We start from the raw sequence: 23009 nt of genomic DNA, 5'->3' as shown, positions 1-23009 counted from the left end.
CTTCGACCTAAAACATCCCATGATGTTTTAAACCATCCCCTTCGGTGAGTGATTGAACACTTCTCTCCAGAGTTTTTTCATTATTACAGTCCTTTTGCCTGAGAGTTTCCGGGGTCGTTGCTCCTTCGGCGAATGCAGAACATTTCTCTCCTGCAATAATGCTTATTATTCTATGAGCAATTTATATACCATGTAATCACCCTATTGGAAACTGCTCTTAAAGTATTATCTTTCGTTTATTTTTATAGAGCACAACCTCAGCTTAGGACAAGCGTTGCACTATACTGGCTAACATGACTATCTTTTGCTTCAAAAGAGGACGCATGCTGTCGGACATTAGCGCTATCCTGAGGTCATCTAAACATCTTTGAGCATGAGTACGGTCTATACTCTTCGGATGTTTCATTTTATTTTTTCTCAACCTTAAAAGAATGAATGAGTTGTTCTACATTTTGATAAATTTCTTGCCAATGCGGCAGTAACTCACTATGAAATTTTATAGTGATATAACTCGTATTAAACCCATAATTGGGCTGATGTGTATTAAATTCACAACTTGTTGCACCACTCTTAAAATAAAGACACTTAATAGTGAGACTTACCCCTTTACCTTTACGCTCCTGCCAATACACCTTTTTTCCAACACCGTCATCACTTTTTACCTCTATTTCATAGAGTCCTAAATCTGAGTTAAATTTTTTTGTTTCATCTACCCATATTTCACTCACCTCTTCTCCACTAGATGAAAACATTCCTTTTCTTAATTTTCTTTTTAAATGACCCAAATAATTAAAGAAGTCTTTACTTCCCCACTCCTCTTTCCAAACGGAACGTTGGTTTAATGCGATTGTGATATCATTTTTAAACTCAGAACCTAGTCTAAAGCCTTCTCTAGATGCTGTCATTTCAGGCCATTTTACTTTCAAATCAATACTTTGAATTTGATCATCACAACCTTTGGCCTCGTGTTCTTCTTCGATATTTTTCCCCCAATAATTCACACCTTGATAAGTCACTCTGCCAAAAAGTAAATACTGCTTATCAATGAGCATGTGCCGATCACCAAATTTTCCACAAGCATATAAGCGCGCTTTAACTTTTTCAGGGTCATGCATACTGTCATAGCCATATATCAACAATGAAATAACCAAAACTGTGAGTAGTGATAAAAATATAATGGTGCCTCGTCTGACTGTGCTTATTTTTTTATTCATATCCCCCTTCCTTTTTTCTTTTAAAAATGAACTCTCTAAATTTTCTTACTCAGTAAGACCGAATGAAGATTCATCAACGTTTGGCCTACTTTGGCACTTAATAGGTAAGATGCCGTTTTCTGAGTATCGTGATAACCATAACGTGCATAATATGCCAACAGCTCTTTTCTTATATTTAAGATTAGCTTTCATACGCAAATAAAAAAAAGTCAGACCGAAGTCTGACTTTAATGCGTACTCTCTTAAATATAAAGAGAATTTTCTAGTATTCAATCGGTGCAAATGGTGCAACGACGTCTGCATTTTGAGCACGATGGCGCATAAAGTGATCCATTAAAACAATCGCAAGCATTGCTTCTGCAATCGGAGCCGCACGCACACCCACACAAGGGTCATGACGACCTTTGGTTAATACATCAGTATCTTCACGATTAATATTGATCGTTTTACCCTGTGTGGTAATAGACGCTGTTGGTTTTAAAGCAATGGCCACACGAATGGTTTGACCACTTGAAATACCGCCCAAGATACCCCCTGCATGGTTCGCAAGGAAGCCATCAGTCGTTAACTCATCACGGCTCTCATGTCCAAACTGACCAGCAACGGCAAAACCATCACCAATCTCAACCCCTTTAACCGCGTTAATAGACATCATGGCATGGGCAATGTCAGCATCTAGACGGTCAAAAACAGGCTCACCCCAACCTACAGGCACTTTTTCAGCCAAAATCTCAAGCTTTGCACCGCAACTGGTACCTTGCTCACGCAATGAAGTTACCAGTGCTTCAAAACGCGGTACGGCATCGACATCGCCACAGAAAAATGGATTATTAGGTACTTCATTCCAATCCAATTTTTCCGCAATTTCAGTCCCAATTTGGGTCACATGACCACGAATTAAAATACCAAACTTTTCAGCCAAGTATTTTTTCGCAATTGCACCCGCAGCCACACGCATCGCCGTTTCACGCGCACTTGAACGACCACCGCCACGGTAATCACGAAAACCGTACTTTTGTGTATAAGTATAATCTGCATGTCCCGGACGGAAGCTTTGTGCAATATTGCCGTAATCTTTGGATTTTTGATCGGTGTTACGGATCAATAAACCAATTGGTGTGCCTGTTGTTTTACCTTCAAACACACCAGAAATGATTTCAACTTCATCAGGTTCTTTGCGCTGCGTCGCAAATTTAGAGGTGCCCGGCTTACGACGGTCTAAATCTTTTTGTAAATCGTCTGCTGTAAGCTCAAGGCCCGGTGGAACACCATCCACAATCGCCATTAAGCCTACACCATGAGATTCACCACAAGTCGTTACACGGAAGAGTTGCCCTATACTATTACCTGCCATGTCCAACGACTCCTTTTATGCTTGAACAGATTGAATGAATAAATCACGGAATTGACGACATTGAGCTGCAGTCAATGCAAAGATTCCTGTACCGCCTTTTTGGAACTGTAACCAGTAAAAATCAACAGTATTAAAGTTTTGGCGCATTGCCCATTCAGAATTACCCACTTCAATCACGATGAGACCATCTTCAGTTAAGTAATCTGGCGCTTGAGCTAACATTTTACGAACCAAATCTAAGCCATCTTGACCTGCCGCCAATGCCAATTCTGGCTCATGGTGGAATTCTTCAGGTAAATCTGCCATGTCTTCAGCATCCACATAAGGTGGATTCGACACGATGAGATCATATTGATTTTCAGCAGGAATTTTGGAGAACAGGTCAGACTCAAGTAAAGCCACTTGATACTGTTTGTCGTGGTGTTCCGAGTTAATTTGAGCCACTTCTAAAGCTTCTTTAGAAATATCTGTTGCATCTACTTCGGCATCTGGGTACGCATAAGCCAGAGCAATCGCGATACAACCTGAGCCCGTACACATATCTAAAATACGTTGTGGCGTTTTTGGATTCGGGTTTTCTGGCAAGTTATTGACTGCTTCACCCATTTGGCCATTTTCACCTAAGCAATAAGGTGCAAAACGGTTTTGAATCAATTCTGCAATCGGTGAACGTGGAATCAGTACGCGTTCGTCGACATAATATGGTTTGCCATCAAAATATGCCAAATTAAGCAAATATGAAGTCGGTACTTTTTCATTAATACGACGTTCTAATAAGCTTAAAACTTCTGTCTTTTCGCTTGGTAGTAGCTTCGACTCTAAGATTTCAGCATCCGCATTCCAATCTAAAGATAAAGTTTGTAAAACCAGAGCTGAGCTTTCAGCAAAATAGTCTTCTGTACCTTGACCTAAATGTGCATCGTATTGACGTAATGCTGTCACTCCAAAACGGATAAAATCACGAATTGTGCTTAAGTTTTCAGCGGCTTCCTGTATATGTTCAGGGCTAATAGTCGGGCGATCCACTAAAGGCGTCTCCAAGGTCATAATAAAAACGCCTTATGATACCCTGTTTTTCTATGATTTATAATGTTTTGATGCACAGCAAACACATTTTCATACGCTTTGCACTTATTTGTTTATACGGCCTGTACGTGCTTCGTACATATCTGCACGGGTTTGCGTCATTTGCATCAGACACGAAATACGCTGTAATTCAGTCTTTTCATTTTTCACGATAGGTTTGTTATTACAAATCTGATCACGCTGCGCCAGCCATTGCTGATGAGACTGTTTAACCAATCCTTGCTCATCTACAGGAGCCTGCGCCAAATACGGCTTAAATACTTTCTTTAAGCGTTTCTTTTGTGCTTTATATTCTTTACTCATACATGCATCAATTTCACTCAACACATTGCCAGTTTGCTTCATGCATGCTTCATATTTTTTAGTTGGGCCCATTGCATAGGCTGAACCACTGAACAATCCCACAACAAGCAATGCACTAAATATTTGTTTCAATTCCTTTCCCCAAAGCAAATTTTCTTCATTCATTTTTTAATCTAGTCATTCACAACATCTACGTGCTGCAGCGCTTTAATATAACATCCTATTTTGTATGAACATACTAGCCCTCTATAAAATTTCCACCACACAGCTTTTTACATGAACTCACAGGCTTTGCATTGAAACCTGATCAAACAGCCTTATTATAAAGTGAGTTCTTCTGCCAATATTCTCCAAACTTATGAGTTATAAACACAACAACTTAATGGCGATGCGTGAACGCTATTGGAATGACACCGAAAACAATCATGTCGACACTGAAAAAGCTTTTTTTCAGCAGCTGTTACAGCAGCAAGGGATCTATGAATGTGCAACCATTGAAGATGCTCGATACTTCTTTTTTAGCCTACCGAGCATCATCATTGTTAAAGGTTATGCACATGGATTTATGCACCAACCGGTACAAGAAATGATCCTCCAACACATACAAATGCATAAAGATGAATTGATTCAGAAAAATACGCTTAAAGTAAAATTTCGCATGTAACAATCCCGATTAGGCTTTATTTAGATGGTTGCTTAACACTTATGGCCTTTTTTAACTCTAGATTCAGCAAGTTGAACTTTTTTAATACGTGAATACACGATATTATCCGTTACAATCTAAAATGCTGCCCTTGCTGATGAAAGGATTTTACTGAATTATGTCAGATCACAACGATAAGCTTAAACAACTGAAAACCTCCTCTATGGATCGTCGTTTATCGATTGCCAAAGCTTCGTTGCTTGCTGGAACACGTTGGGCTGCTTCTAATGCGACAACTATGTTTTCTAGCGAAGAAGAAAAAGAAAAGAAACGCAAAAAAGCAATGAAAGAACAGGCCGATTATCTTGTTTCTGAAATAGGCAAACTTAAAGGTTCTATCGTCAAAATTGGCCAAATGATGGCACTTTATGGTGAACACTTTCTACCTGAAGAAATCACACAAGCCTTAAATACTTTAAATAATCAAACAGTCGCTTTAGCGTGGCCTGCGATTAAACAGCAACTGCACAGCCAGTTGGGTTCTAAACTAGATGATTTGACCATCGATCATGAGCCACTGGGCACTGCATCACTGGCACAAGTCCACCGTGCAACGCGCAAGTCTGATGGTTTAGAGATGGTATTGAAAATTCAATATCCAGGCGTTGCTGAAGCTATTGACTCAGACATGAGCCTGTTTAAAAACATGCTTAAACTGACACGAATGGTGCCGCAAACACGCGAGTTCGACCAATGGTTCGATGAAGTTCGTGAGATGATGCACCGTGAAGTGAATTATAAAATTGAGGCTGCAACCACACGCCGCTTTGCTGCTCGCTTAAAAGAAGACCCTCGCTACATCGTGCCACAAATTATAGATGGCTACTGCACAGACCAAGTATTGTGTATGACATTTGAACGTGGCGTGCCGATTAACAGCCCTGTCATGCTGTCTCTGCCGCAAGAACGTCGCAACAAACTTGGTGAAGCATCACTTGAAATTGCGGTACGCGAGATTTTTGAATGGGGTGAAATGCAGACCGACCCGAACTTTGGTAATTACCTCGTTCGCTTAGGCAATGGCAATGACATCTTGGATAAAATCGTTCTGCTTGATTTTGGTGCAATCCGACAGTTTGATGAACACTTACTTAGTGTTGCTCGCAAGCTCATTCATGCTGGGTTTAATCATAGTAGTGAAGAAATGGTTCAAGCAATGACAGGCTATGAGTTTTTCGACTCTATCCCTCAAAGCATTAAACCCGATATGGCTAAAGTCTTCTTACTTGCAACTGAAGCATTCAGCAGCCCAAGCAACAACCCAGACTTACCTGCTGGTGTTATGGGTGAAAACTTTGCTTATGACTGGAAAGCAAGCCAGCTTCATAGCCGTGTAATGCAGCAAGCTTCAAAGTCGATGGCATCTCGTTATTTCAGTGTTCCACCCAAAGAGTTTATGTTTATCAGCCGTAAATTCATCGGTGCTTATACCTTTATGACTGTGATTGAAGCGAAAACCAATGTTCGTGCAATGGTGAAAAAATTTATCTAAAAGTACATTGACCAAAATGACGCGATGTCATTTTGGTCAATTGATCAATCACTTCAATTCCAAACGATTCAATAAAAAATTTAAAAAACAAAATATTAGAATAATTTAAAATACACCACATACCGTTTATCTTTGACAATACATCATGTCAGTCATGACATAGTTATTCGTATGCCGCTATGTCAGCATAAAACCACAGAATAATTCTGCTGGATGAAAATAATGACAAATATGGTAAATAAGGCGCAGGGATTTGGCTTATCACTGATCACAAAAATGGCAAGTAGCGACGTACTTGACCAATTAAAGCTTAGAAAATTTGTGGAGAAATCGCTATATCAAGGCTCAAAAGCGGGCTATAAGACTTTATCAAAAACACAAAAAGCCTTTAAAGCCAATAAGGATCTGCATAAACAGCGACTCAACAATCAAGAAAAATCATTATTTGATCTGAGCTATTCAGAAGATCAGCAAATGGCCATCGACACCATGTCACAGTTTGCCGCCGATATACTTTACCCGTTAGCCGCAAGTGCCGATCAAAATGAAACTTTTCCAACAGAACTTTGGCAATATATTGAAGAGCTAGGTCTGAACTTTTATGCTTTGCCTGAGGCGCTTGGTGGTGTCGCTGCTGAGAAAAATATTTTGAGCAATATACTTATTGCAGAGCATCTGGCCAAAGGTGATTTTAGTTTAGCCGCGGGTATGCTCTCTACCTTTAGTGTAATTAATGCCATTACACAATGGGGTTCTGAGCAAGTACAAGCTTTATATTTAAATAGTTTTGTGCAAGACAGTAGCATTCGCGCTAGCTTTGCAATTCAAGAAGTTACGCCTGCTTTTAATCCTTACCTGTTAAAAACCAAAGCCATTTCATGTGATGGTCAATATTTTATTCAAGGTGAAAAGACACTGGTACTATTGGCTGAAAGTGCAGATATTTTCCTTGTCAGTGCTGAACTTAATGGCCAAGCTGAAGTTTTTATTCTCAGACGGGATGAAAGTATTCAGTTTAAAAAATCTCCCGCTATGGGACTCAAAGCAACGGAAACAGCAACTTTAATTTTTAATCAAACCCCTGCTTTACGCTTAGGTGATGAAGATTTCAACTACACGGCATTTTTAGACCTCGGCAATTTAATGTGGTGTGCAATGGCGGTCGGCACATGTGAAGCGGTCAAAAAATATTGTATTGAATATGCCAATGAACGTACCGCCTTTGGTGAACCAATTTCTCACCGTCAAAGTGTTGCATTTATGATTGCCGATATGTCCATCGAAATTGATGCCATGCGTATGCTCATTCTAAATGCCGCAAGTCTAGCTGAATCTGGGCAGACATTTCACCGTGAAGCCTATTTAGCACGCTTACTTTGTGCCGAAAAAGCCATGAAAATTGGCACCGATGGTGTACAGATTTTAGGTGGGCACGGATTCACCAAAGAACACCCTGTTGAGCGTTGGTATCGTGATTTACGTGCAACAGCGATTGTTCACTCTGGTCTACATGCATAATAAAAAGGAAAACTGGCATGAATTTACAAAACCCTAAAAAATTTAAATTACTGATTGATCAAGCCCACCAAGTGGCCATCAATGTACTTCGACCTATCTCCCGAAAATACGACAAAGCTGAACACAGCTATCCTAAAGAACTGGATATGTTGGCATCTTTGGTCGATGGTATGAATGAAGGCGGTGAAGGTATGAACGCGGGTGCTGCTATCGGTAAGCGGGGCACCAATGAACAAGGCAATAAAAATGGAGTGAATCTCTCTACCGCTTTAAGTGTAATTGAAATGTGTTATGGAGACACCGCTTTACTTCTATCAATGCCCCGCCAAGGGTTGGGAAACTCAGCAATTGCAGCTGTTGCCAATGAAGAGCAGTTAGAGCTTTTCAAAAACACATGGGCAGCCATGGCAATCACTGAACCAAACTGTGGTTCGGACTCAGCCGCGATTCGCACCACAGCAATAAAAGATGGTGAAGATTACATCTTAAATGGTGAAAAGATTTTCGTGACTTCAGGAGAGCGTGCTGACGCTATCGTCGTTTGGGCAACGATGGATAAAAAATTAGGCCGTTCAGCGATCAAATCTTTTGTAATTCCTAAAGGAACTGCTGGCATGACAGTGGAACGTTTAGAACATAAGCTAGGAATCAAAGCCTCTGATACCGCAGTTATTCGTTTAATCGACTGCCGAGTGCCAGCCAATAACTTACTAGGAAATGCGGAAATTGACATTGCTAAAGGCTTTGCTGGCGTGATGGAAACTTTTGATAATACCCGTCCGCTCGTTGCAGCGATGGCTATAGGCTGTGCCAAGGCCTCACTAGAACGCATTAAAGAGATCTTCAGCGATTGTTTAGATCCTCAATATATAACCCCATACTTACAAACGACTCATATTGTGAGTCAAATTTATCGTATGGAAGCCGAATGGGAAGCAGCACGTTTACTGACCTTAAAAGCCGCATGGATGGCAGATAACAAGAAACCGAACTCAAAGGAAGCCTCCATTTCCAAAGCCAAAGCTGGTCGAATTTGTAATGAAATTACCCTTAAGTGCGTCGAACTTGCGTCAACGGTTGGTTACAACGAAGATGAGCTTTTAGAAAAATGGGCAAGAGATTCTAAAATTCTAGATATTTTTGAAGGTACGCAACAAATTCAGCAACTCATTATCGCACGCCGTGAACTCGGAAAGTCATCGAGCGAATTGAAATAATATAAAACATCTCATTCAGATATGTTGATGCCATAGTTTTTATAAATAGAAGATTATGGCCTCACATTGAAGTAATATAAAAGTAGAAATTACTGGACTTAAATTCATGCTATCTAACAACGGCTGAACTTATTTGTTGGGCTTCAAAAAACGTATCGCTATCACAGAACTTAGATTTATTGAGCAAATTTAATATTTGGAGAATAGTAAGTCTTACCAACTTAGATACTGCTTAGGCTATTTGTTATAAGCAAGAAGAATTTCTTTGACTTGTCCATGCAATCACCTATAAAAAAGTTAAATACTATGGGGTTATATGACAAAACTATCTTTGCAAGTGGATCTACTAACAGCATAAAATCTAGAATTTCAATTAATCGCCTCTATTTAGCTTAAATAAAGTACGGATTTAACAAAACCATAAAATAGTACCTTCTGTCTCAACTTGACTGTAATTGCACAGCTCAATATGATCTTCTCAGACATTATACCAATGGATATACAGTTTGCTGAATTATCAACGATACTTGCCAACATCTCATATTAAAGCTAAATCTGTTTTAATTTTAACAACAACTTTAATATTTACTGGTTGTTCATCACTTGGTGGCGGTTCAGTTGAAAAGCGTTCAGCAAAATTAGCCAATGGCATTCAAAAGGCATATGCTGTTGAACCAACAACAGCACTACGTATTGCACCTATGATTGTACAAAGTGCAGATCGTTATAATGTGGATCCATTACTAGTTGCAGCAGTCATAAGACAAGAGTCTAGCTATAGAAATTATGCCGTTTCCCCTGCTGGTGCTATTGGACTTACTCAAGTTATCCCACGCTATTGGCAACAAACCTGCCCTGGCGATTTATTTGAAGAGATTAATAATATTAATTGTGGCACCTATATTCTCGCTAGCTATAACCAAAAAGCAGAAAGTTGGCCCAAAGCTTTGGCTTATTATAATGTCGGTCCAACAGGATACCATTCGACCTGGAAAATGAAGCGTCAAGGAAAGAAATATGCCAAACAGGTTAAAGCACATCAAAAAAACTTAAAAGATGCTCTGTAACCTCTTTTAAATAAGACATAAAAGTCAGCAACTGCTGGCTTTTTACCATTTAGGCCCTTATAGATAAGCTATTTCACTTGTTCTCTATCTCTTTTTCCCTATTAATAATTATTTATTTTTATTATTTTAATCTTTTCAGCATAAAAAAATCCCCCTCTGCTTTAAGCGGAGGGGGATTTAGAATTAATGAGCTGGCGATGACTTACTCTCACATGGATAACTCCACACTACCATCAGCGCTAAGAGGTTTCACTTCTGAGTTCGGGAAGGGATCAGGTGGTTCACTCTTGCTATTGTCGCCAGCACAACTGTTTATGACTATTCGTTGGGTCTTATTTACACATTGTGTATGCCTAACTTTCATCAAATGAGTTATTAACAGGTATATTTGAGTTGGATATTGTATCTAGCTTTATAACTAAATCAAGTTGTTTGCAGTGATTTGAACCACAACACCAACTGTTTGGGTGTTGTATAGTCAAGCCTCACGAGCAATTAGTATTGGTCAGCTTCACATATCACTATGCTTCCACATCCAACCTATCAACGTCGTAGTCTTCAACGGCTCTTTAGAGGACATAAAGTCCTAGGGAAATCTTATCTTGAGGTAGGCTTCCCGCTTAGATGCTTTCAGCGGTTATCCCTTCCGAACATAGCTACCCGGCGATGCGACTGGCGTCACAACCGGTACACCAGAGGTTCGTCCACTCTGGTCCTCTCGTACTAGGAGCAGATCCTCTCAAATTTCCAACGCCCACGGTAGATAGGGACCGAACTGTCTCACGACGTTCTAAACCCAGCTCGCGTACCTCTTTAAATGGCGAACAGCCATACCCTTGGGACCTGCTTCAGCCCCAGGATGAGATGAGCCGACATCGAGGTGCCAAACACCGCCGTCGATATGAACTCTTGGGCGGTATCAGCCTGTTATCCCCAGAGTACCTTTTATCCGTTGAGCGATGGCCCTTCCATACAGAACCACCGGATCACTAAGACCTACTTTCGTACCTGCTCGACTTGTGGGTCTCGCAGTTAAGCGCGCTTTTGCCTTTATACTCTACGCGTGATTTCCGACCACGCTGAGCGCACCTTCGTACTCCTCCGTTACTCTTTAGGAGGAGACCGCCCCAGTCAAACTACCCACCAGACATGGTCCTCGTCCCGGATAACGGGACAGAGTTAGAACCTCAATATTACCAGGGTGGTATTTCAAGATTGGCTCCACCGAAACTAGCGTCTCGGTTTCAAAGCCTCCCACCTATCCTACACAAGTAAGATCAAAGTTCAATGTCAAGCTGCAGTAAAGGTTCACGGGGTCTTTCCGTCTAGCCGCGGGTACACCGCATCTTCACGGCGAATTCGATTTCACTGAGTCTCTGCTGGAGACAGCGCCCCCATCATTATGCCATTCGTGCAGGTCGGAACTTACCCGACAAGGAATTTCGCTACCTTAGGACCGTTATAGTTACGGCCGCCGTTTACTGGGGCTTCGATCAAGAGCTTCGCTTACGCTAACCCCATCAATTAACCTTCCAGCACCGGGCAGGCATCACACCCTATACGTCCACTTTCGTGTTTGCAGAGTGCTATGTTTTTAATAAACAGTTGCAGGGGCCTGGTTTCTGTGGCTGCCAATAGCTCAAGGAGTAAATCCTATCACCGTCGGCAGCGTACCTTCTCCCGAAGTTACGGTACCATTTTGCCTAGTTCCTTCAGCAGAGTTCTCTCAAGCGCTTTGGTCTACTCGACCTGACCACCTGTGTCGGTTTCGGGTACGATTCCTATGTAACTGAAGCTTAGAGACTTTTCCTGGAAGCATGGTATCAGCCACTTCACTGTACAAGTACAGCTTGCTATCAGTTCTCAGCATAGAGTACCCCGGATTTGCCTAAGATACATGCCTACAACCTTCCACCTGGACAACCAACGCCAGGCTGACTTAACCTTCTCCGTCCTCTCATCGCATTACATAGAAGTATTGGAATATTAACCAATTTCCCATCGACTACGCCTCTCGGCCTCGCCTTAGGGGTCGACTCACCCAGCCCCGATTAACGTTGGACTGGAACCCTTGGTCTTTCAGCGTGCGAGTTTTTCACTCGCATTGTCGTTACTCACGTCAGCATTCGCACTTCTGATACCTCCAGCATACTTCTCAATACACCTTCATCGGCTTACAGAACGCTCCCCTACCACTTGCAATAAATTGCAAATCCGCAGCTTCGGCATATAGTTTTAGCCCCGTTACATCTTCCGCGCAGGCCGACTCGACTAGTGAGCTATTACGCTTTCTTTAAAGGGTGGCTGCTTCTAAGCCAACCTCCTAGCTGTCTATGCCTTCCCACATCGTTTCCCACTTAACTATAATTTTGGGGCCTTAGCTGGCGGTCTGGATTGTTTTCCTCTTGACTACGGACGTTAGCACCCGCAGTCTGTCTCCCGGATAGTACTCATTGGTATTCGGAGTTTGCATCGGTTTGGTAAGTCGGGATGACCCCCTAGCCGAAACAGTGCTCTACCCCCAATGGTATTCGTCCGAGGCGCTACCTAAATAGCTTTCGGGGAGAACCAGCTATCACCGAGTTTGATTAGCCTTTCACCCCTATCCACAAGTCATCCCCTGGCTTTTCAACGACAGTGGGTTCGGTCCTCCAGTTAGTGTTACCCAACCTTCAACCTGCTCATGGATAGATCACCCGGTTTCGGGTCTACACCCAGCAACTAAACGCCCTATTAAGACTCGATTTCTCTACGGCTCCCCTATGCGGTTAACCTCGCTACTGAATGTAAGTCGCTGACCCATTATACAAAAGGTACGCAGTCACCGAACAAGTCGGCTCCCACTGCTTGTATGCATGCGGTTTCAGGATCTATTTCACTCCCCTCACAGGGGTTCTTTTCGCCTTTCCCTCACGGTACTGGTTCACTATCGGTCAGTCAGGAGTATTTAGCCTTGGAGGATGGTCCCCCCATATTCAGACAAGGTTTCACGTGCCCCGCCCTACTCGACATCATCATATAAGCCCTTTCGTGTACAGGACTATCACCCACTATGGTTGCACTTCCCAGAGCATTCCACTAGAACTTATATGACTTAATGGGCTTTTCCCCGTTCGCTCGCCGCTACTGAGGGAATCTCAATTGATTTCTTTTCCTAAGGGTACTGAGATGTTTCACTTCCCCTCGTTCGCCTCGTATGACTATGTATTCATCATACGATACCTGCCTTATGACAGGTGGGTTTCCCCATTCAGAAATCTCCGGATCACAGGATATTTGCCGCCTCCCCGGAGCTTATCGCAGGCTATTACGTCTTTCATCGCCTCTGACTGCCAAGGCATCCACCACATGCACTTAATTACTTGACTATACAACCCCAAACAGTCGTTAATCCCTACAAGTAGGATTAAGACAGTCTATGATGATTTCTCATCACTTCCTTACAGTTTGTTGCTCTGTGTACTTAAACACCGTACAGCTTCAATTCAATTCACATACCAAAACGCTTGATTCAGTTAATTTCGCTAGTAACTCATTTCTTCAATCTTCATCAATCAGTAATAAATCACTGTTAATGTCGATCTTAAAAACGAGTATGAACAAATTATTTCAACTCAAATATATTCTGTTAATGATTTTTCCAGCCTTCGTCAGGTCAGGAAACTGTGATAAATCACAGAAGTTAATAAGCTTTAACTTACTAAATTCTACAATCTATGGTGGAGACTAGGAGAGTCGAACTCCTGACCTCCTGCGTGCAAAGCAGGCGCTCTACCAACTAAGCTAAGTCCCCAGCTTATCAATAAGTCAATGTCTCTGTTTTTCTGTATTCAGCATTTAACAATGCTTGTTAGTCAGATTTGGTGGGTCTGACAAGACTTGAACTTGTGACCCCACGCTTATCAAGCGTGTGCTCTAACCAACTGAGCTACAGACCCTCAGATACATCGTCATGAAGAACAACTTGTTGTGGATTCTTACCAATCGTCAATCTTTCGTTAAGGAGGTGATCCAGCCGCAGGTTCCCCTACGGCTACCTTGTTACGACTTCACCCCAGTCATCGGCCACACCGTGGTAAGCGTCCTCCTTGCGGTTAGACTACCTACTTCTGGTGCAACAAATTCCCATGGTGTGACGGGCGGTGTGTACAAGGCCCGGGAACGTATTCACCGCGGCATTCTGATCCGCGATTACTAGCGATTCCGACTTCATGGAGTCGAGTTGCAGACTCCAATCCGGACTACGATCGGCTTTTTGAGATTAGCATCCTATCGCTAGGTAGCAACCCTTTGTACCGACCATTGTAGCACGTGTGTAGCCCTGGTCGTAAGGGCCATGATGACTTGACGTCGTCCCCGCCTTCCTCCAGTTTGTCACTGGCAGTATCCTTAAAGTTCCCGGCTTAACCCGCTGGCAAATAAGGAAAAGGGTTGCGCTCGTTGCGGGACTTAACCCAACATCTCACGACACGAGCTGACGACAGCCATGCAGCACCTGTATGTAAGTTCCCGAAGGCACCAATCCATCTCTGGAAAGTTCTTACTATGTCAAGACCAGGTAAGGTTCTTCGCGTTGCATCGAATTAAACCACATGCTCCACCGCTTGTGCGGGCCCCCGTCAATTCATTTGAGTTTTAGTCTTGCGACCGTACTCCCCAGGCGGTCTACTTATCGCGTTAGCTGCGCCACTAAAGCCTCAAAGGCCCCAACGGCTAGTAGACATCGTTTACGGCATGGACTACCAGGGTATCTAATCCTGTTTGCTCCCCATGCTTTCGTACCTCAGCGTCAGTATTAGGCCAGATGGCTGCCTTCGCCATCGGTATTCCTCCAGATCTCTACGCATTTCACCGCTACACCTGGAATTCTACCATCCTCTCCCATACTCTAGCTTCCCAGTATCGAATGCAATTCCTAAGTTAAGCTCAGGGATTTCACATCCGACTTAAAAAGCCGCCTACGCACGCTTTACGCCCAGTAAATCCGATTAACGCTCGCACCCTCTGTATTACCGCGGCTGCTGGCACAGAGTTAGCCGGTGCTTATTCTGCGAGTAACGTCCACTATCCTAGAGTATTAATCCAAGTAGCCTCCTCCTCGCTTAAAGTGCTTTACAACCAAAAGGCCTTCTTCACACACGCGGCATGGCTGGATCAGGCTTTCGCCCATTGTCCAATATTCCCCACTGCTGCCTCCCGTAGGAGTCTGGGCCGTGTCTCAGTCCCAGTGTGGCGGATCATCCTCTCAGACCCGCTACAGATCGTCGCCTTGGTAGGCCTTTACCCCACCAACTAGCTAATCTGACTTAGGCTCATCTATTAGCGCAAGGTCCGAAGATCCCCTGCTTTCCCCCGTAGGGCGTATGCGGTATTAGCATTCCTTTCGGAATGTTGTCCCCCACTAATAGGCAGATTCCTAAGCATTACTCACCCGTCCGCCGCTAGGTCAGGTAGCAAGCTACCCTTCCCCGCTCGACTTGCATGTGTTAAGCCTGCCGCCAGCGTTCAATCTGAGCCATGATCAAACTCTTCAGTTAAAATCATTAGTAGCTTATGGCTACAAATCTTGGCTCATCAATTTTCTGACAAATATTTCTCAAATAAACTTCGAGTAATTTTTACCTTCAATCAATGAAATATTTTCGATCGATCAATCAGTAAAAATCCACACAAGTTGTTCTTCATAATCTCTTAATGATCTTCTTGCTGATTCGTCATCAGCAAGACCTTCGCTTCAAGTTATTCACTACATTGCGTTGGTGTGCTGGGTATTCTATACAGTTTTATTTGCAGCGCAAGTACATTTAAATAAATAATTCAAAAAACCCATTCGACTGGTTATTTTTAAAGCAAAACATACATTTTAGATTAAATTATAGTCAAGTTGACTACCATATAAATGCGCTATCTAAATAAAAAAAACAGCTAACGCTGTTTTTTTTAGAATGTACCAGCTACTGTGCTTGTTCAGCAAGCCAAGCCATAAACGCTTGGCGTTCAGATTTAGATGCACTTTTCCAAGTATTAATTAATTGTTGAGCATTGCCAGAACTTGTTAAATCTTTTTGTTTATCTGTTCCAGCTTTCGCAACAACAGCTTGTGACGTATAGACCGGTGCAGGTTGTACCACTGTCGTTGCTTTTTGAGTTAGATCGGTTGGTGCATCAGTAAATAGATTTTGAAGAATGCCTGCATTTTGAGTTTTACTGCCCTTTTGCTCAACCAGTAACTGATTTTTGGCATTGTAGAGACCAAAGATCGGCTGCTTGGCATAAGCTTTTGCATCATCATGGTTTTGTGGAGGATTGATCAGTGCCAAACGGTAAGACTGTTGGTCTTGTAAAATTGGGGTCTTAATATTCACAATCCCTGAGCGAACAATATCGTGTGAGCCAATACCCGGATGCTCTTCAAAAAATTGGGTATAGCGAACACTGATAATATTTTCCCCCGCATCAATATTATATTTATTGTCAGAACTAAATAAACGACTCTTAACCTCTTGCCCATTTAAGCCTTCAATTTTTATTTCCTCTGGAGCAGTAATAGTCACTGCTGAAAATACTGAAGAACTCAACATCAATGCTATTGTTGCAAGGGTTATGCGTAAGGTCATTTTTTACACTCTATCGATGGTTTATTAAAGTTTAGTTGCACTATGCAGTGTATAAATGACAATTTTATGACAATTTCTGAGCTTAGAACCAACTCAACACTACAATATATAGTGCTAAGCTTTTATATTTTAAAGATAAGTCTCAAAACAAAAAAAAGAGCAGACTTACTCTGCTCTTTTTCATTTTAAAAACCAATTATTAATTGAATGTTTTAAAGCGATCCGCTTCCGCCATAAATGTTTTCTCACCCGCAGGTGCTTCAATCGAACCAAAAACAAGTTGTGCACGAAGTTTCCAATTCGCAGGGATATCGAAGATCTCTGCAATCTCAGCATCTACGATTGGATTGTAATGCTGTAATGACGCACCAATATTTTGTTCAGATAACGCAGTCCATACGGCAAATTGAGCAATTGCAGAAGAATGTTCAGACCACACTGGGAAATTATCCGCATAAAGCGCAAATTGTTCCTGCAATGATTTTACAACGTCTTGGTCTTCGTAAAATAAAACCGTACCATAGCCTGCAGCAAAGCTATTAATTTTGGTATTTGTACCTTCAAAAGCAGCTTCTGGAACAATTTTACGTAAAGTTTCACGCACGATATTCCAAAACTGCAAATGCGACTCACCAAACAAAGTCACAATACGAGAAGTCTGTGAGTTAAATGCAGAAGGACTGAGATTTACCGCTTCTTTAATTACAGATTCAATTTGTTCTGGTGTTAATGCTACATTTTTACCAACAGCATAAATGGTACGACGTTGTTTGATGTGGTCTAAAAATGACATGTTATTTTCCTCAGCGATCTCACGATCTTGTTATATGCAGATTCATACTCATCATAGCTATAATTTCAAATTTGAACATGCTTAATTCAGCGACATAGTGTCTTAAAAATAGAACAATATGCCATAACATTACAAAACTTGATCTAGAAACCACTAAAGATTATTCCGTGTCATTATGCATAAATCATAAAGCGCTCTTCATCTTTATAATATTCTTTTTCAGCGGCTTTTTCCTCTATCGAACCAAAGACCAATTGCGCACGTAACAGCCTATGTTTTGGAATCTCAAAAACCTTGGAGATATCAGCATCAATACTCGGGTTATAATGTTGTAATGACGCACCCAAACCTGCATCTGCTAGACAAGTCCATACAGCATATTGGGCCATACCTGAAACTTGCTCTGACCAAACTGGAAATTCTGCCGCATCAAAAGGAATTTTCTTTTGTAATTTTTGAATGATCTGCTGATCTTCATAGAATAGAACTGTACCAAATCCTGCCGAGCATTGATCAACCTTCAGTTCTACACCAGCAAAAATATACGCGGGGACTAACTTGCGCTGCACTTCTTTTACGACATTCCAAAAGTGATGATGTGAATCGCCCATTAAAATCACAATACAAGTACTTTGTGAATTATGTGCCGAAGGCAACTTCGCACAGCCTCTTGGATCAATTCAGCTAAATACACCTGACTTAAATGTACACGCTTCCCTAAAACATAAATACTACGTCGCTTTTTTAGTTGATCGATAAATGTAGTTTGTTTTAGGTCTTCTTCGTGATTTTTTTTAAATTTTAAGTCTTTGGTTAAGTCAGTTGTTAGAACTTGTCCAATTTTATGTAATAAAGCCATACCGTGTTCCCCAAAATGTACAGTGATGCCTATTGTGTTAGGCGCTAGTGTAATCGCAGGAGAATCACTTATATTCATTACGTGATTTCTAAATGTTTGTTTTTAAAACAAACAAATTGAATCAAAAAATAAACTCCGCATTTAGCGGAGTTTATGTGACTGATCTAACACTTTAAAATTGTGCTGTTCAATCTTATTTCTCTGTTTCGAACAAAGCAGCAACAAAGGATTTTGCAGAGAAAGGACGTAAGTCGTCAATTTTCTCACCGACACCAATGAAGCGAATTGGAACATGCGTACGACTGGCAATATTAAATAGTACACCACCTTTCGCAGTACCATCGAGTTTAGTAATCGTCAGGCCTGTCAAGCCAACTGCCTCATCAAACATTTCTACTTGATTAATCGCATTTTGACCCGTTCCTGCATCGACCACCAACATAACTTCGTGTGGCGCAGTCGCATCAATTTTTTGCATGACACGTTTTACTTTGGTCAACTCTTGCATGAGATGACCTTTATTATGTAAACGACCTGCGGTATCTGCGATCAAGACATCAACACCTTTCGCACGCGCACTTTCAAACGCATCGAAAATTACGGAAGCGCTGTCAGCACCATGGCCTTGTGCGACTACGGCAATATTATTACGTTCACCCCAAATTTGAAGCTGCTCAGTCGCTGCCGCACGGAAAGTATCCCCCGCAGCAAGCATCACTTTCTTGCCTTCACCTTGTAAGCGTTTTGCCAATTTACCAATGGTTGTGGTTTTACCCACACCGTTTACACCCACCACCAAAATCACATAAGGCGTTTTGTTCGGATCGATGTGTAAAGATTTCACACGTGGTGCAAGTAAAGCGACCAACTCTTCTTGAAGCGCTTTATAGAGCGAGTGCGAGTAAATTAAATCGCCACGTGCAGTACGTTCAGTCAAGTTAGCAATAATGGTTTTCGTTGCATCTACACCAATGTCGGCTACTAAAAGCTGTTCTTCAACTTCTTCAAGCAGTTCATCATCAATTTCCTTACCGCCGATCAAAATATTGACCATACCATCGGCAAGGTTTTTACGGGTTTTGGTTAACCCTTCTTTCATGCGACTAAAGAAACCGCCTTTTACAGATGTATCTGCTTCTTCTGCACTTGTTTCAGCAACCACAACTGAACTAACAACTGTTTGCTCTTTTGTTTCAACGATTGGCACATTGACCACAGGTAAACTTGGTAGTGTGACATCGTCATCCCCGATATCAGCATCAATCAAAAATTTGTTCTGCTCATTAGATTGCTGTTGCATGCCGAATCCTTGAAAAGCACTGCGTTAAAAAAGACGGATTCTACCATAAAAGATAGGCTTTCGCTTAGCAACAATACTTTATGTAAACACTTAACAAATCAATACTTCTGGCGCTTGATCTACTTCGCATTTTTCTTAAGAATGGTTATTTATTGAAATGCTTTAACTTCACTTCAACCTGAGCCCAAATTTTATATGCACCACTTATTAGTCACGCATTCTTATAAAAAAAGATTAGTTGCACTGGGTTTAACTCTACTTTGTTTACCTATAACTACCCATGCACAAATACGCAGTGAACTTACCCGCAGTAGTTTTGAAACTACTTTAAGCAATGGCTTGCAGGTGATTATCCGTGAAGATCACCGCTCCCCAATGGTCATGACCCAAATTTGGTACAAAGTCGGCAGCACCGACGAGTCTGGAAATATAACGGGTATTTCGCATGTGCTGGAACACATGATGTTTAAAGGCACATCCAAAGTTCCCAATGACGAATTCAGTCGCTTAAGTCGAATCTATGGCGGTACAGTAAATGCTGCAACATTTACCAATTACACCAATTACTATCAGCTTTATCCCAAAACTTACTTTCCGATGGCTTTAGAACTTGAAGCCGATCGTATGCGCAATCTCTTACTACGGAAACAAGACTTTGACCCTGAAATTAAAGTGGCGATGGAGGAGAGGCGCCTGCGTACCGATGACAACCCACGCTCACTCGCTTTCGAACGTTTCAAATGGATTTCGTATCCCACAAGTCACTATCGTCAACCCGTCATTGGCCACATGAAACACTTGCAAAATATAAGTCTAGATGATGTCAAACAGTGGTATCAAAAATGGTATAGCCCAAACAATGCGATCTTGGTGATTGTGGGTGATGTCAATGCAGAATCCGCGCTCCGACAAGTTCAAAAATACTTTGGCGACATCAAAAGTCATCCAACACCTGTACGCAATGATGTGACTGAGTTTGAAAACATTGGTTACCGTCACATGGAACAAAATACCAATGTTGAAGTGCCCAATTTATATATGGCTTGGAATGTCAAATCACTTGCAACAACAGCCAATCCAGAAGATGTTTACGCGCTCACACTTATTCGAAGCTTGTTAGATAGCGGGATCAGCTCTCGATTACAACAGCGCCTTGTACGCGACAAAAAATTAGCGACCGCACTGAGTGTCAGTTATGACCCTTATAACCGTGGAGACAGTCTATTTAGTATCTCCGCACTTCCTGTCACTGGCGTGGAACTTCCCGAACTACAAAAAGCCATTGAACATGAAATTGAGCGACTCCAAACAGAACTTGTTCAACCACAAGAGCTAGAACGGATAAGTACACGCTTCGTTGCAAACTTAATTTATGGTCAAGATGACATTATCGGGCAAGCAAAGATGATTGGAAACTTAGCCGTGAATGGCTTGAATTATCGACTGATGGATCAGCTTCCACAGCATTTTGAAGCGGTTACACCTGAAGATATTCAGCACGTTGCTCAAACTGCTTTTGTTCGTAATAACTTAAGTACGTTGTACCTTCAACCAGAAAAGAAGGCCACAAAATAATGAAAAATCAAAAGACCATCTTTCACCTATTATTTATTACCATGTCTACCTTTTGCACTACCAATGTAATTGCAGATGTAAGTACAAGCAGTATTAGCAATGATGACCCACGTACATTACAGTCTGTTGCTTCTCTACAAAGCTTAAAACAAGTTCAAGCCAGCGACTTTTATACAGCACCACATGTACACGAACTTAAAAACAAATACAAAGTTCGAAGTCTATTTGTTGAGTCACCCGCCTTACCCATGGTGGATATTCAACTTACCTTTAATGCAGGCTCTGCACGAGATATAGAAGTAGAAAAAGGACTATATGGCGTTGCCAATATGGCAGCACAACTCATCGATGAAGGCACTACGCAACATGATGCGGTTGAAATCGCGAATGCCTTTGAACAAGTCGGGGCTCGTTTTAGTGTAGCTGCACACCGTGACATGTTTGTGGTTCGACTGCGTTCATTGTCTGACCCTAAAAAACTAGATGCTGCAGTGAGTACCATGCTTGAAGTATTAAAAGACTCTACTTTTAAAAATAACAGTATTAATTTGATGGTGAGCAATACCCAAGTGGGCCAGAAGCAGTTGAAAGAAAGCCCTAGTCGATTGATGAGTATTCGCTTTTATCGCGCGCTCTACGGTTCGCACCCTTATGCGGAACCGATTACAGGAACCAATGGCAGTATTAAAAAAATTACGACTCAGCACTTAAAAAAATTCAGAGATGAGTTTTTGGTTAGTCAAAATATGAATATTGCACTGACAGGCCAACTCAGTGTGAAACAAGCACAGAAACTGGCTGAACGAATAAGTGCAGCCCTCCCACAAGGTGAAGCAGCAAAGCCACTTGCTGTACCGCAAGATAAACCTAACTTTGATATTCAACACATTCTGTTTAATTCAACTCAAGCCCATGTCACCATGGGACATCTATCAACCACGCGGGATAATCAGGATCGTTTGGCGCTCGAACTAGCTAACCGTATGTTGGGTGGGGGTGGATTTAGCTCCATTTTAATGAAAGAACTACGCGTTAAGCGTGGATACACCTATGGAGCAAACAGTGCTTTTACATTTAGCCAAGCGGCTGGAAGTTTTAGTCTAAGTTATTCAACCCAGCAAGATCAGCTCATGGACAGCATACAAGTGGCGCATAAAGCCCTAGTTGACTTTGTCCATCAACCAATTGATGCACAGCAGTTAGAAGAAACTAAAGCCGGTATGTTACGCAGCCTACCCAACAGCTATAGCAGCAATGCAAACATCAATGCACAACTGGGGTCCATAGGGTTTTATCAACAAGATGCGAATTATTTAGCAGACTACCCAAAACGTTTAGCTGAGATCACGCCTTTAGATGTCCAAAATGCGATACGTAAACACATTCACCCTGAAAGTCTTACCCTTGTGATTGTCAGTAATGCTTTAGATAAAGAGCAACTTCGACATATTTTAGAATTGAATCTTGACCCGAATATTAAGCAAAGCATGCCGCATCCTGATCAAATTCCTGCGATTATTGAACCTCCGGAGCCAATGCCGGAAGCTGCTTCGCCCGATTCTGCTCAAACTGATGAGCCTGCATTAATCTAAAGTAATCAATATAGGAAATCTGGTTTTCCAAAACCAGATCTTGAGCCATCTCTTGTGTTTCTGGGAAAGTCGCTTGATGAGATAAGCGACTTACATTTTCAAATTGGTTTGGGGAAATGGGCCGAGATAAAGCGATACTCGATAAAATGACAATAAGCATAATGATCGACGCCATCAAACCATTATAAATTTGTACAAGTGTAATCTGTGATTTTAATTTAAGAATTTTTTGGATCGCAATGTGCATAACCTACCTCTAGTGAAACTAGTGTAAGTAGCGAATTGCATAATCACAAGTTGAAATGCTGAAAAATGCCCC

The 23009-nt window shown here is 41.8% G+C and carries 14 protein-coding genes, 2 tRNA genes, 3 rRNA genes, 1 pseudogene and 1 riboswitch; of the genes and pseudogenes, 7 read left to right on the top strand and 13 right to left on the bottom strand.

What is annotated here, in order from left to right:
- Window positions 1-76: 76 nt before the first annotated feature.
- A riboswitch (glycine riboswitch) is annotated at window positions 77-163 on the bottom strand.
- Window positions 164-407: 244 nt separating this feature from the next.
- The 4 genes from ACFN7Z_RS08160 to ACFN7Z_RS08145 form a co-directional block, all read right to left on the bottom strand.
- Window positions 408-1214, bottom strand: a complete 807-nt coding sequence (locus ACFN7Z_RS08160; RefSeq protein WP_228259162.1) for a hypothetical protein — start codon at window positions 1212-1214, stop codon at window positions 408-410.
- A 262-nt stretch (window positions 1215-1476) separates the two neighbouring features.
- Window positions 1477-2568, bottom strand: coding sequence for a chorismate synthase (gene aroC, locus ACFN7Z_RS08155; protein ID WP_010326758.1), 1092 nt, complete (start codon window positions 2566-2568; stop codon window positions 1477-1479).
- Between the two features lie 15 nt (window positions 2569-2583).
- Window positions 2584-3594, bottom strand: coding sequence for a 50S ribosomal protein L3 N(5)-glutamine methyltransferase (gene prmB, locus ACFN7Z_RS08150; RefSeq protein ID WP_010326759.1), 1011 nt, complete (start codon window positions 3592-3594; stop codon window positions 2584-2586).
- A 105-nt stretch (window positions 3595-3699) separates the two neighbouring features.
- On the bottom strand, window positions 3700-4122 hold the full coding sequence (locus ACFN7Z_RS08145; protein ID WP_010326760.1) for a lysozyme inhibitor LprI family protein: 423 nt from the start codon (window positions 4120-4122) through the stop codon (window positions 3700-3702).
- 193 nt (window positions 4123-4315) lie between these two features.
- On the opposite strand from ACFN7Z_RS08145, the gene ACFN7Z_RS08140 reads away from it, so the two are divergent.
- The 5 genes from ACFN7Z_RS08140 to ACFN7Z_RS08120 all read left to right on the top strand — a co-directional run bounded on the left by ACFN7Z_RS08140 (window position 4316) and on the right by ACFN7Z_RS08120 (window position 9954).
- Window positions 4316-4621: a hypothetical protein gene (locus tag ACFN7Z_RS08140; protein WP_029575032.1), complete on the top strand. Its 306-nt coding sequence runs from the start codon at window positions 4316-4318 to the stop codon at window positions 4619-4621.
- Window positions 4622-4778: 157 nt separating this feature from the next.
- Window positions 4779-6152 carry an AarF/ABC1/UbiB kinase family protein gene (locus ACFN7Z_RS08135; protein ID WP_010326762.1) on the top strand — a complete coding sequence of 458 codons (1374 nt, stop codon included), beginning with the start codon at window positions 4779-4781 and terminating at the stop codon, window positions 6150-6152.
- A 231-nt stretch (window positions 6153-6383) separates the two neighbouring features.
- Window positions 6384-7670 carry an acyl-CoA dehydrogenase family protein gene (locus ACFN7Z_RS08130; protein WP_171056741.1) on the top strand — a complete coding sequence of 429 codons (1287 nt, stop codon included), beginning with the start codon at window positions 6384-6386 and terminating at the stop codon, window positions 7668-7670.
- A gap of 17 nt (window positions 7671-7687) precedes the next feature.
- Entirely contained in the window at window positions 7688-8887 is a 1200-nt protein-coding gene (locus ACFN7Z_RS08125) for an acyl-CoA dehydrogenase family protein (RefSeq protein WP_094148610.1), read from the top strand.
- Window positions 8888-9393: 506 nt separating this feature from the next.
- Window positions 9394-9954 (top strand): lytic transglycosylase domain-containing protein, encoded by a 561-nt coding sequence (locus ACFN7Z_RS08120; protein WP_010326766.1) that lies wholly within the window; start codon window positions 9394-9396, stop codon window positions 9952-9954.
- A gap of 189 nt (window positions 9955-10143) precedes the next feature.
- On the opposite strand, the gene rrf is transcribed toward ACFN7Z_RS08120, so the two are convergent.
- The 9 genes and pseudogenes from rrf to ftsY form a co-directional block, all read right to left on the bottom strand.
- Window positions 10144-10258 (bottom strand): 5S ribosomal RNA (gene rrf / locus ACFN7Z_RS08115).
- Window positions 10259-10428: 170 nt separating this feature from the next.
- Window positions 10429-13322 (bottom strand): 23S ribosomal RNA (locus tag ACFN7Z_RS08110).
- A gap of 349 nt (window positions 13323-13671) precedes the next feature.
- A tRNA-Ala gene (locus tag ACFN7Z_RS08105) sits at window positions 13672-13747 on the bottom strand.
- A gap of 68 nt (window positions 13748-13815) precedes the next feature.
- Window positions 13816-13892 (bottom strand) — tRNA-Ile (locus ACFN7Z_RS08100).
- A gap of 61 nt (window positions 13893-13953) precedes the next feature.
- Window positions 13954-15491: ribosomal RNA gene (locus tag ACFN7Z_RS08095) — 16S ribosomal RNA — on the bottom strand.
- Together the 16S, 23S and 5S rRNA genes with 2 tRNA genes alongside form the textbook arrangement of a ribosomal RNA operon.
- Before the next feature lie 417 nt (window positions 15492-15908).
- On the bottom strand, window positions 15909-16571 hold the full coding sequence (locus tag ACFN7Z_RS08090) for a DUF2057 family protein (protein ID WP_010326767.1): 663 nt from the start codon (window positions 16569-16571) through the stop codon (window positions 15909-15911).
- 199 nt (window positions 16572-16770) lie between these two features.
- Window positions 16771-17364 (bottom strand): nitroreductase family protein, encoded by a 594-nt coding sequence (locus ACFN7Z_RS08085; protein ID WP_010326768.1) that lies wholly within the window; start codon window positions 17362-17364, stop codon window positions 16771-16773.
- A 173-nt stretch (window positions 17365-17537) separates the two neighbouring features.
- Window positions 17538-18223: pseudogene (locus ACFN7Z_RS08080) on the bottom strand (nitroreductase family protein).
- 193 nt (window positions 18224-18416) lie between these two features.
- A complete protein-coding gene (gene ftsY / locus ACFN7Z_RS08075; RefSeq protein WP_010326771.1) occupies window positions 18417-19523 on the bottom strand; it encodes a signal recognition particle-docking protein FtsY in 1107 nt (368 codons plus the stop codon).
- A gap of 195 nt (window positions 19524-19718) precedes the next feature.
- Here ftsY and ACFN7Z_RS08070 point away from each other — a divergent pair, with 195 nt between their 5' ends.
- Both ACFN7Z_RS08070 and ACFN7Z_RS08065 read left to right on the top strand, forming a co-directional pair.
- Window positions 19719-21098, top strand: a complete 1380-nt coding sequence (locus tag ACFN7Z_RS08070) for a pitrilysin family protein (RefSeq protein ID WP_010326772.1) — start codon at window positions 19719-19721, stop codon at window positions 21096-21098.
- Window positions 21098-22690, top strand: a complete 1593-nt coding sequence (locus ACFN7Z_RS08065; RefSeq protein ID WP_010326773.1) for a pitrilysin family protein — start codon at window positions 21098-21100, stop codon at window positions 22688-22690. Before ACFN7Z_RS08070 ends, ACFN7Z_RS08065 begins: the two co-directional genes overlap by 1 nt.
- Window positions 22691-23009 lie beyond the last annotated feature (319 nt).

This window comes from Acinetobacter sp. P1332 (genome assembly GCF_044057475.1).
In the GTDB taxonomy this organism is placed as follows: Bacteria; Pseudomonadota; Gammaproteobacteria; order Pseudomonadales; family Moraxellaceae; genus Acinetobacter; species Acinetobacter johnsonii.
This window is presented reverse-complemented; position numbering and strand designations above follow the sequence as displayed.

Excerpts from the sequence above, each read along its gene's own strand:
- ACFN7Z_RS08135 (WP_010326762.1), top strand. The coding sequence starts at position 4,779 with ATGTCAGATCACAACGATAAGCTTAAACAACTGAAAACCTCCTCTATG.
- ACFN7Z_RS08125 (WP_094148610.1), top strand. The coding sequence starts at position 7,688 with ATGAATTTACAAAACCCTAAAAAATTTAAATTACTGATTGATCAAGCC.
- ACFN7Z_RS08130 (WP_171056741.1), top strand. The coding sequence starts at position 6,384 with ATGGTAAATAAGGCGCAGGGATTTGGCTTATCACTGATCACAAAAATG.
- ACFN7Z_RS08160 (WP_228259162.1), bottom strand. The coding sequence starts at position 1,214 with ATGAATAAAAAAATAAGCACAGTCAGACGAGGCACCATTATATTTTTA.
- ACFN7Z_RS08085 (WP_010326768.1), bottom strand. The coding sequence starts at position 17,364 with ATGTCATTTTTAGACCACATCAAACAACGTCGTACCATTTATGCTGTT.
- aroC (WP_010326758.1), bottom strand. The coding sequence starts at position 2,568 with ATGGCAGGTAATAGTATAGGGCAACTCTTCCGTGTAACGACTTGTGGT.
- ACFN7Z_RS08145 (WP_010326760.1), bottom strand. The coding sequence starts at position 4,122 with ATGAATGAAGAAAATTTGCTTTGGGGAAAGGAATTGAAACAAATATTT.
- ACFN7Z_RS08090 (WP_010326767.1), bottom strand. The coding sequence starts at position 16,571 with ATGACCTTACGCATAACCCTTGCAACAATAGCATTGATGTTGAGTTCT.
- ACFN7Z_RS08070 (WP_010326772.1), top strand. The coding sequence starts at position 19,719 with ATGCACCACTTATTAGTCACGCATTCTTATAAAAAAAGATTAGTTGCA.
- ftsY (WP_010326771.1), bottom strand. The coding sequence starts at position 19,523 with ATGCAACAGCAATCTAATGAGCAGAACAAATTTTTGATTGATGCTGAT.
- ACFN7Z_RS08140 (WP_029575032.1), top strand. The coding sequence starts at position 4,316 with ATGAGTTATAAACACAACAACTTAATGGCGATGCGTGAACGCTATTGG.
- ACFN7Z_RS08065 (WP_010326773.1), top strand. The coding sequence starts at position 21,098 with ATGAAAAATCAAAAGACCATCTTTCACCTATTATTTATTACCATGTCT.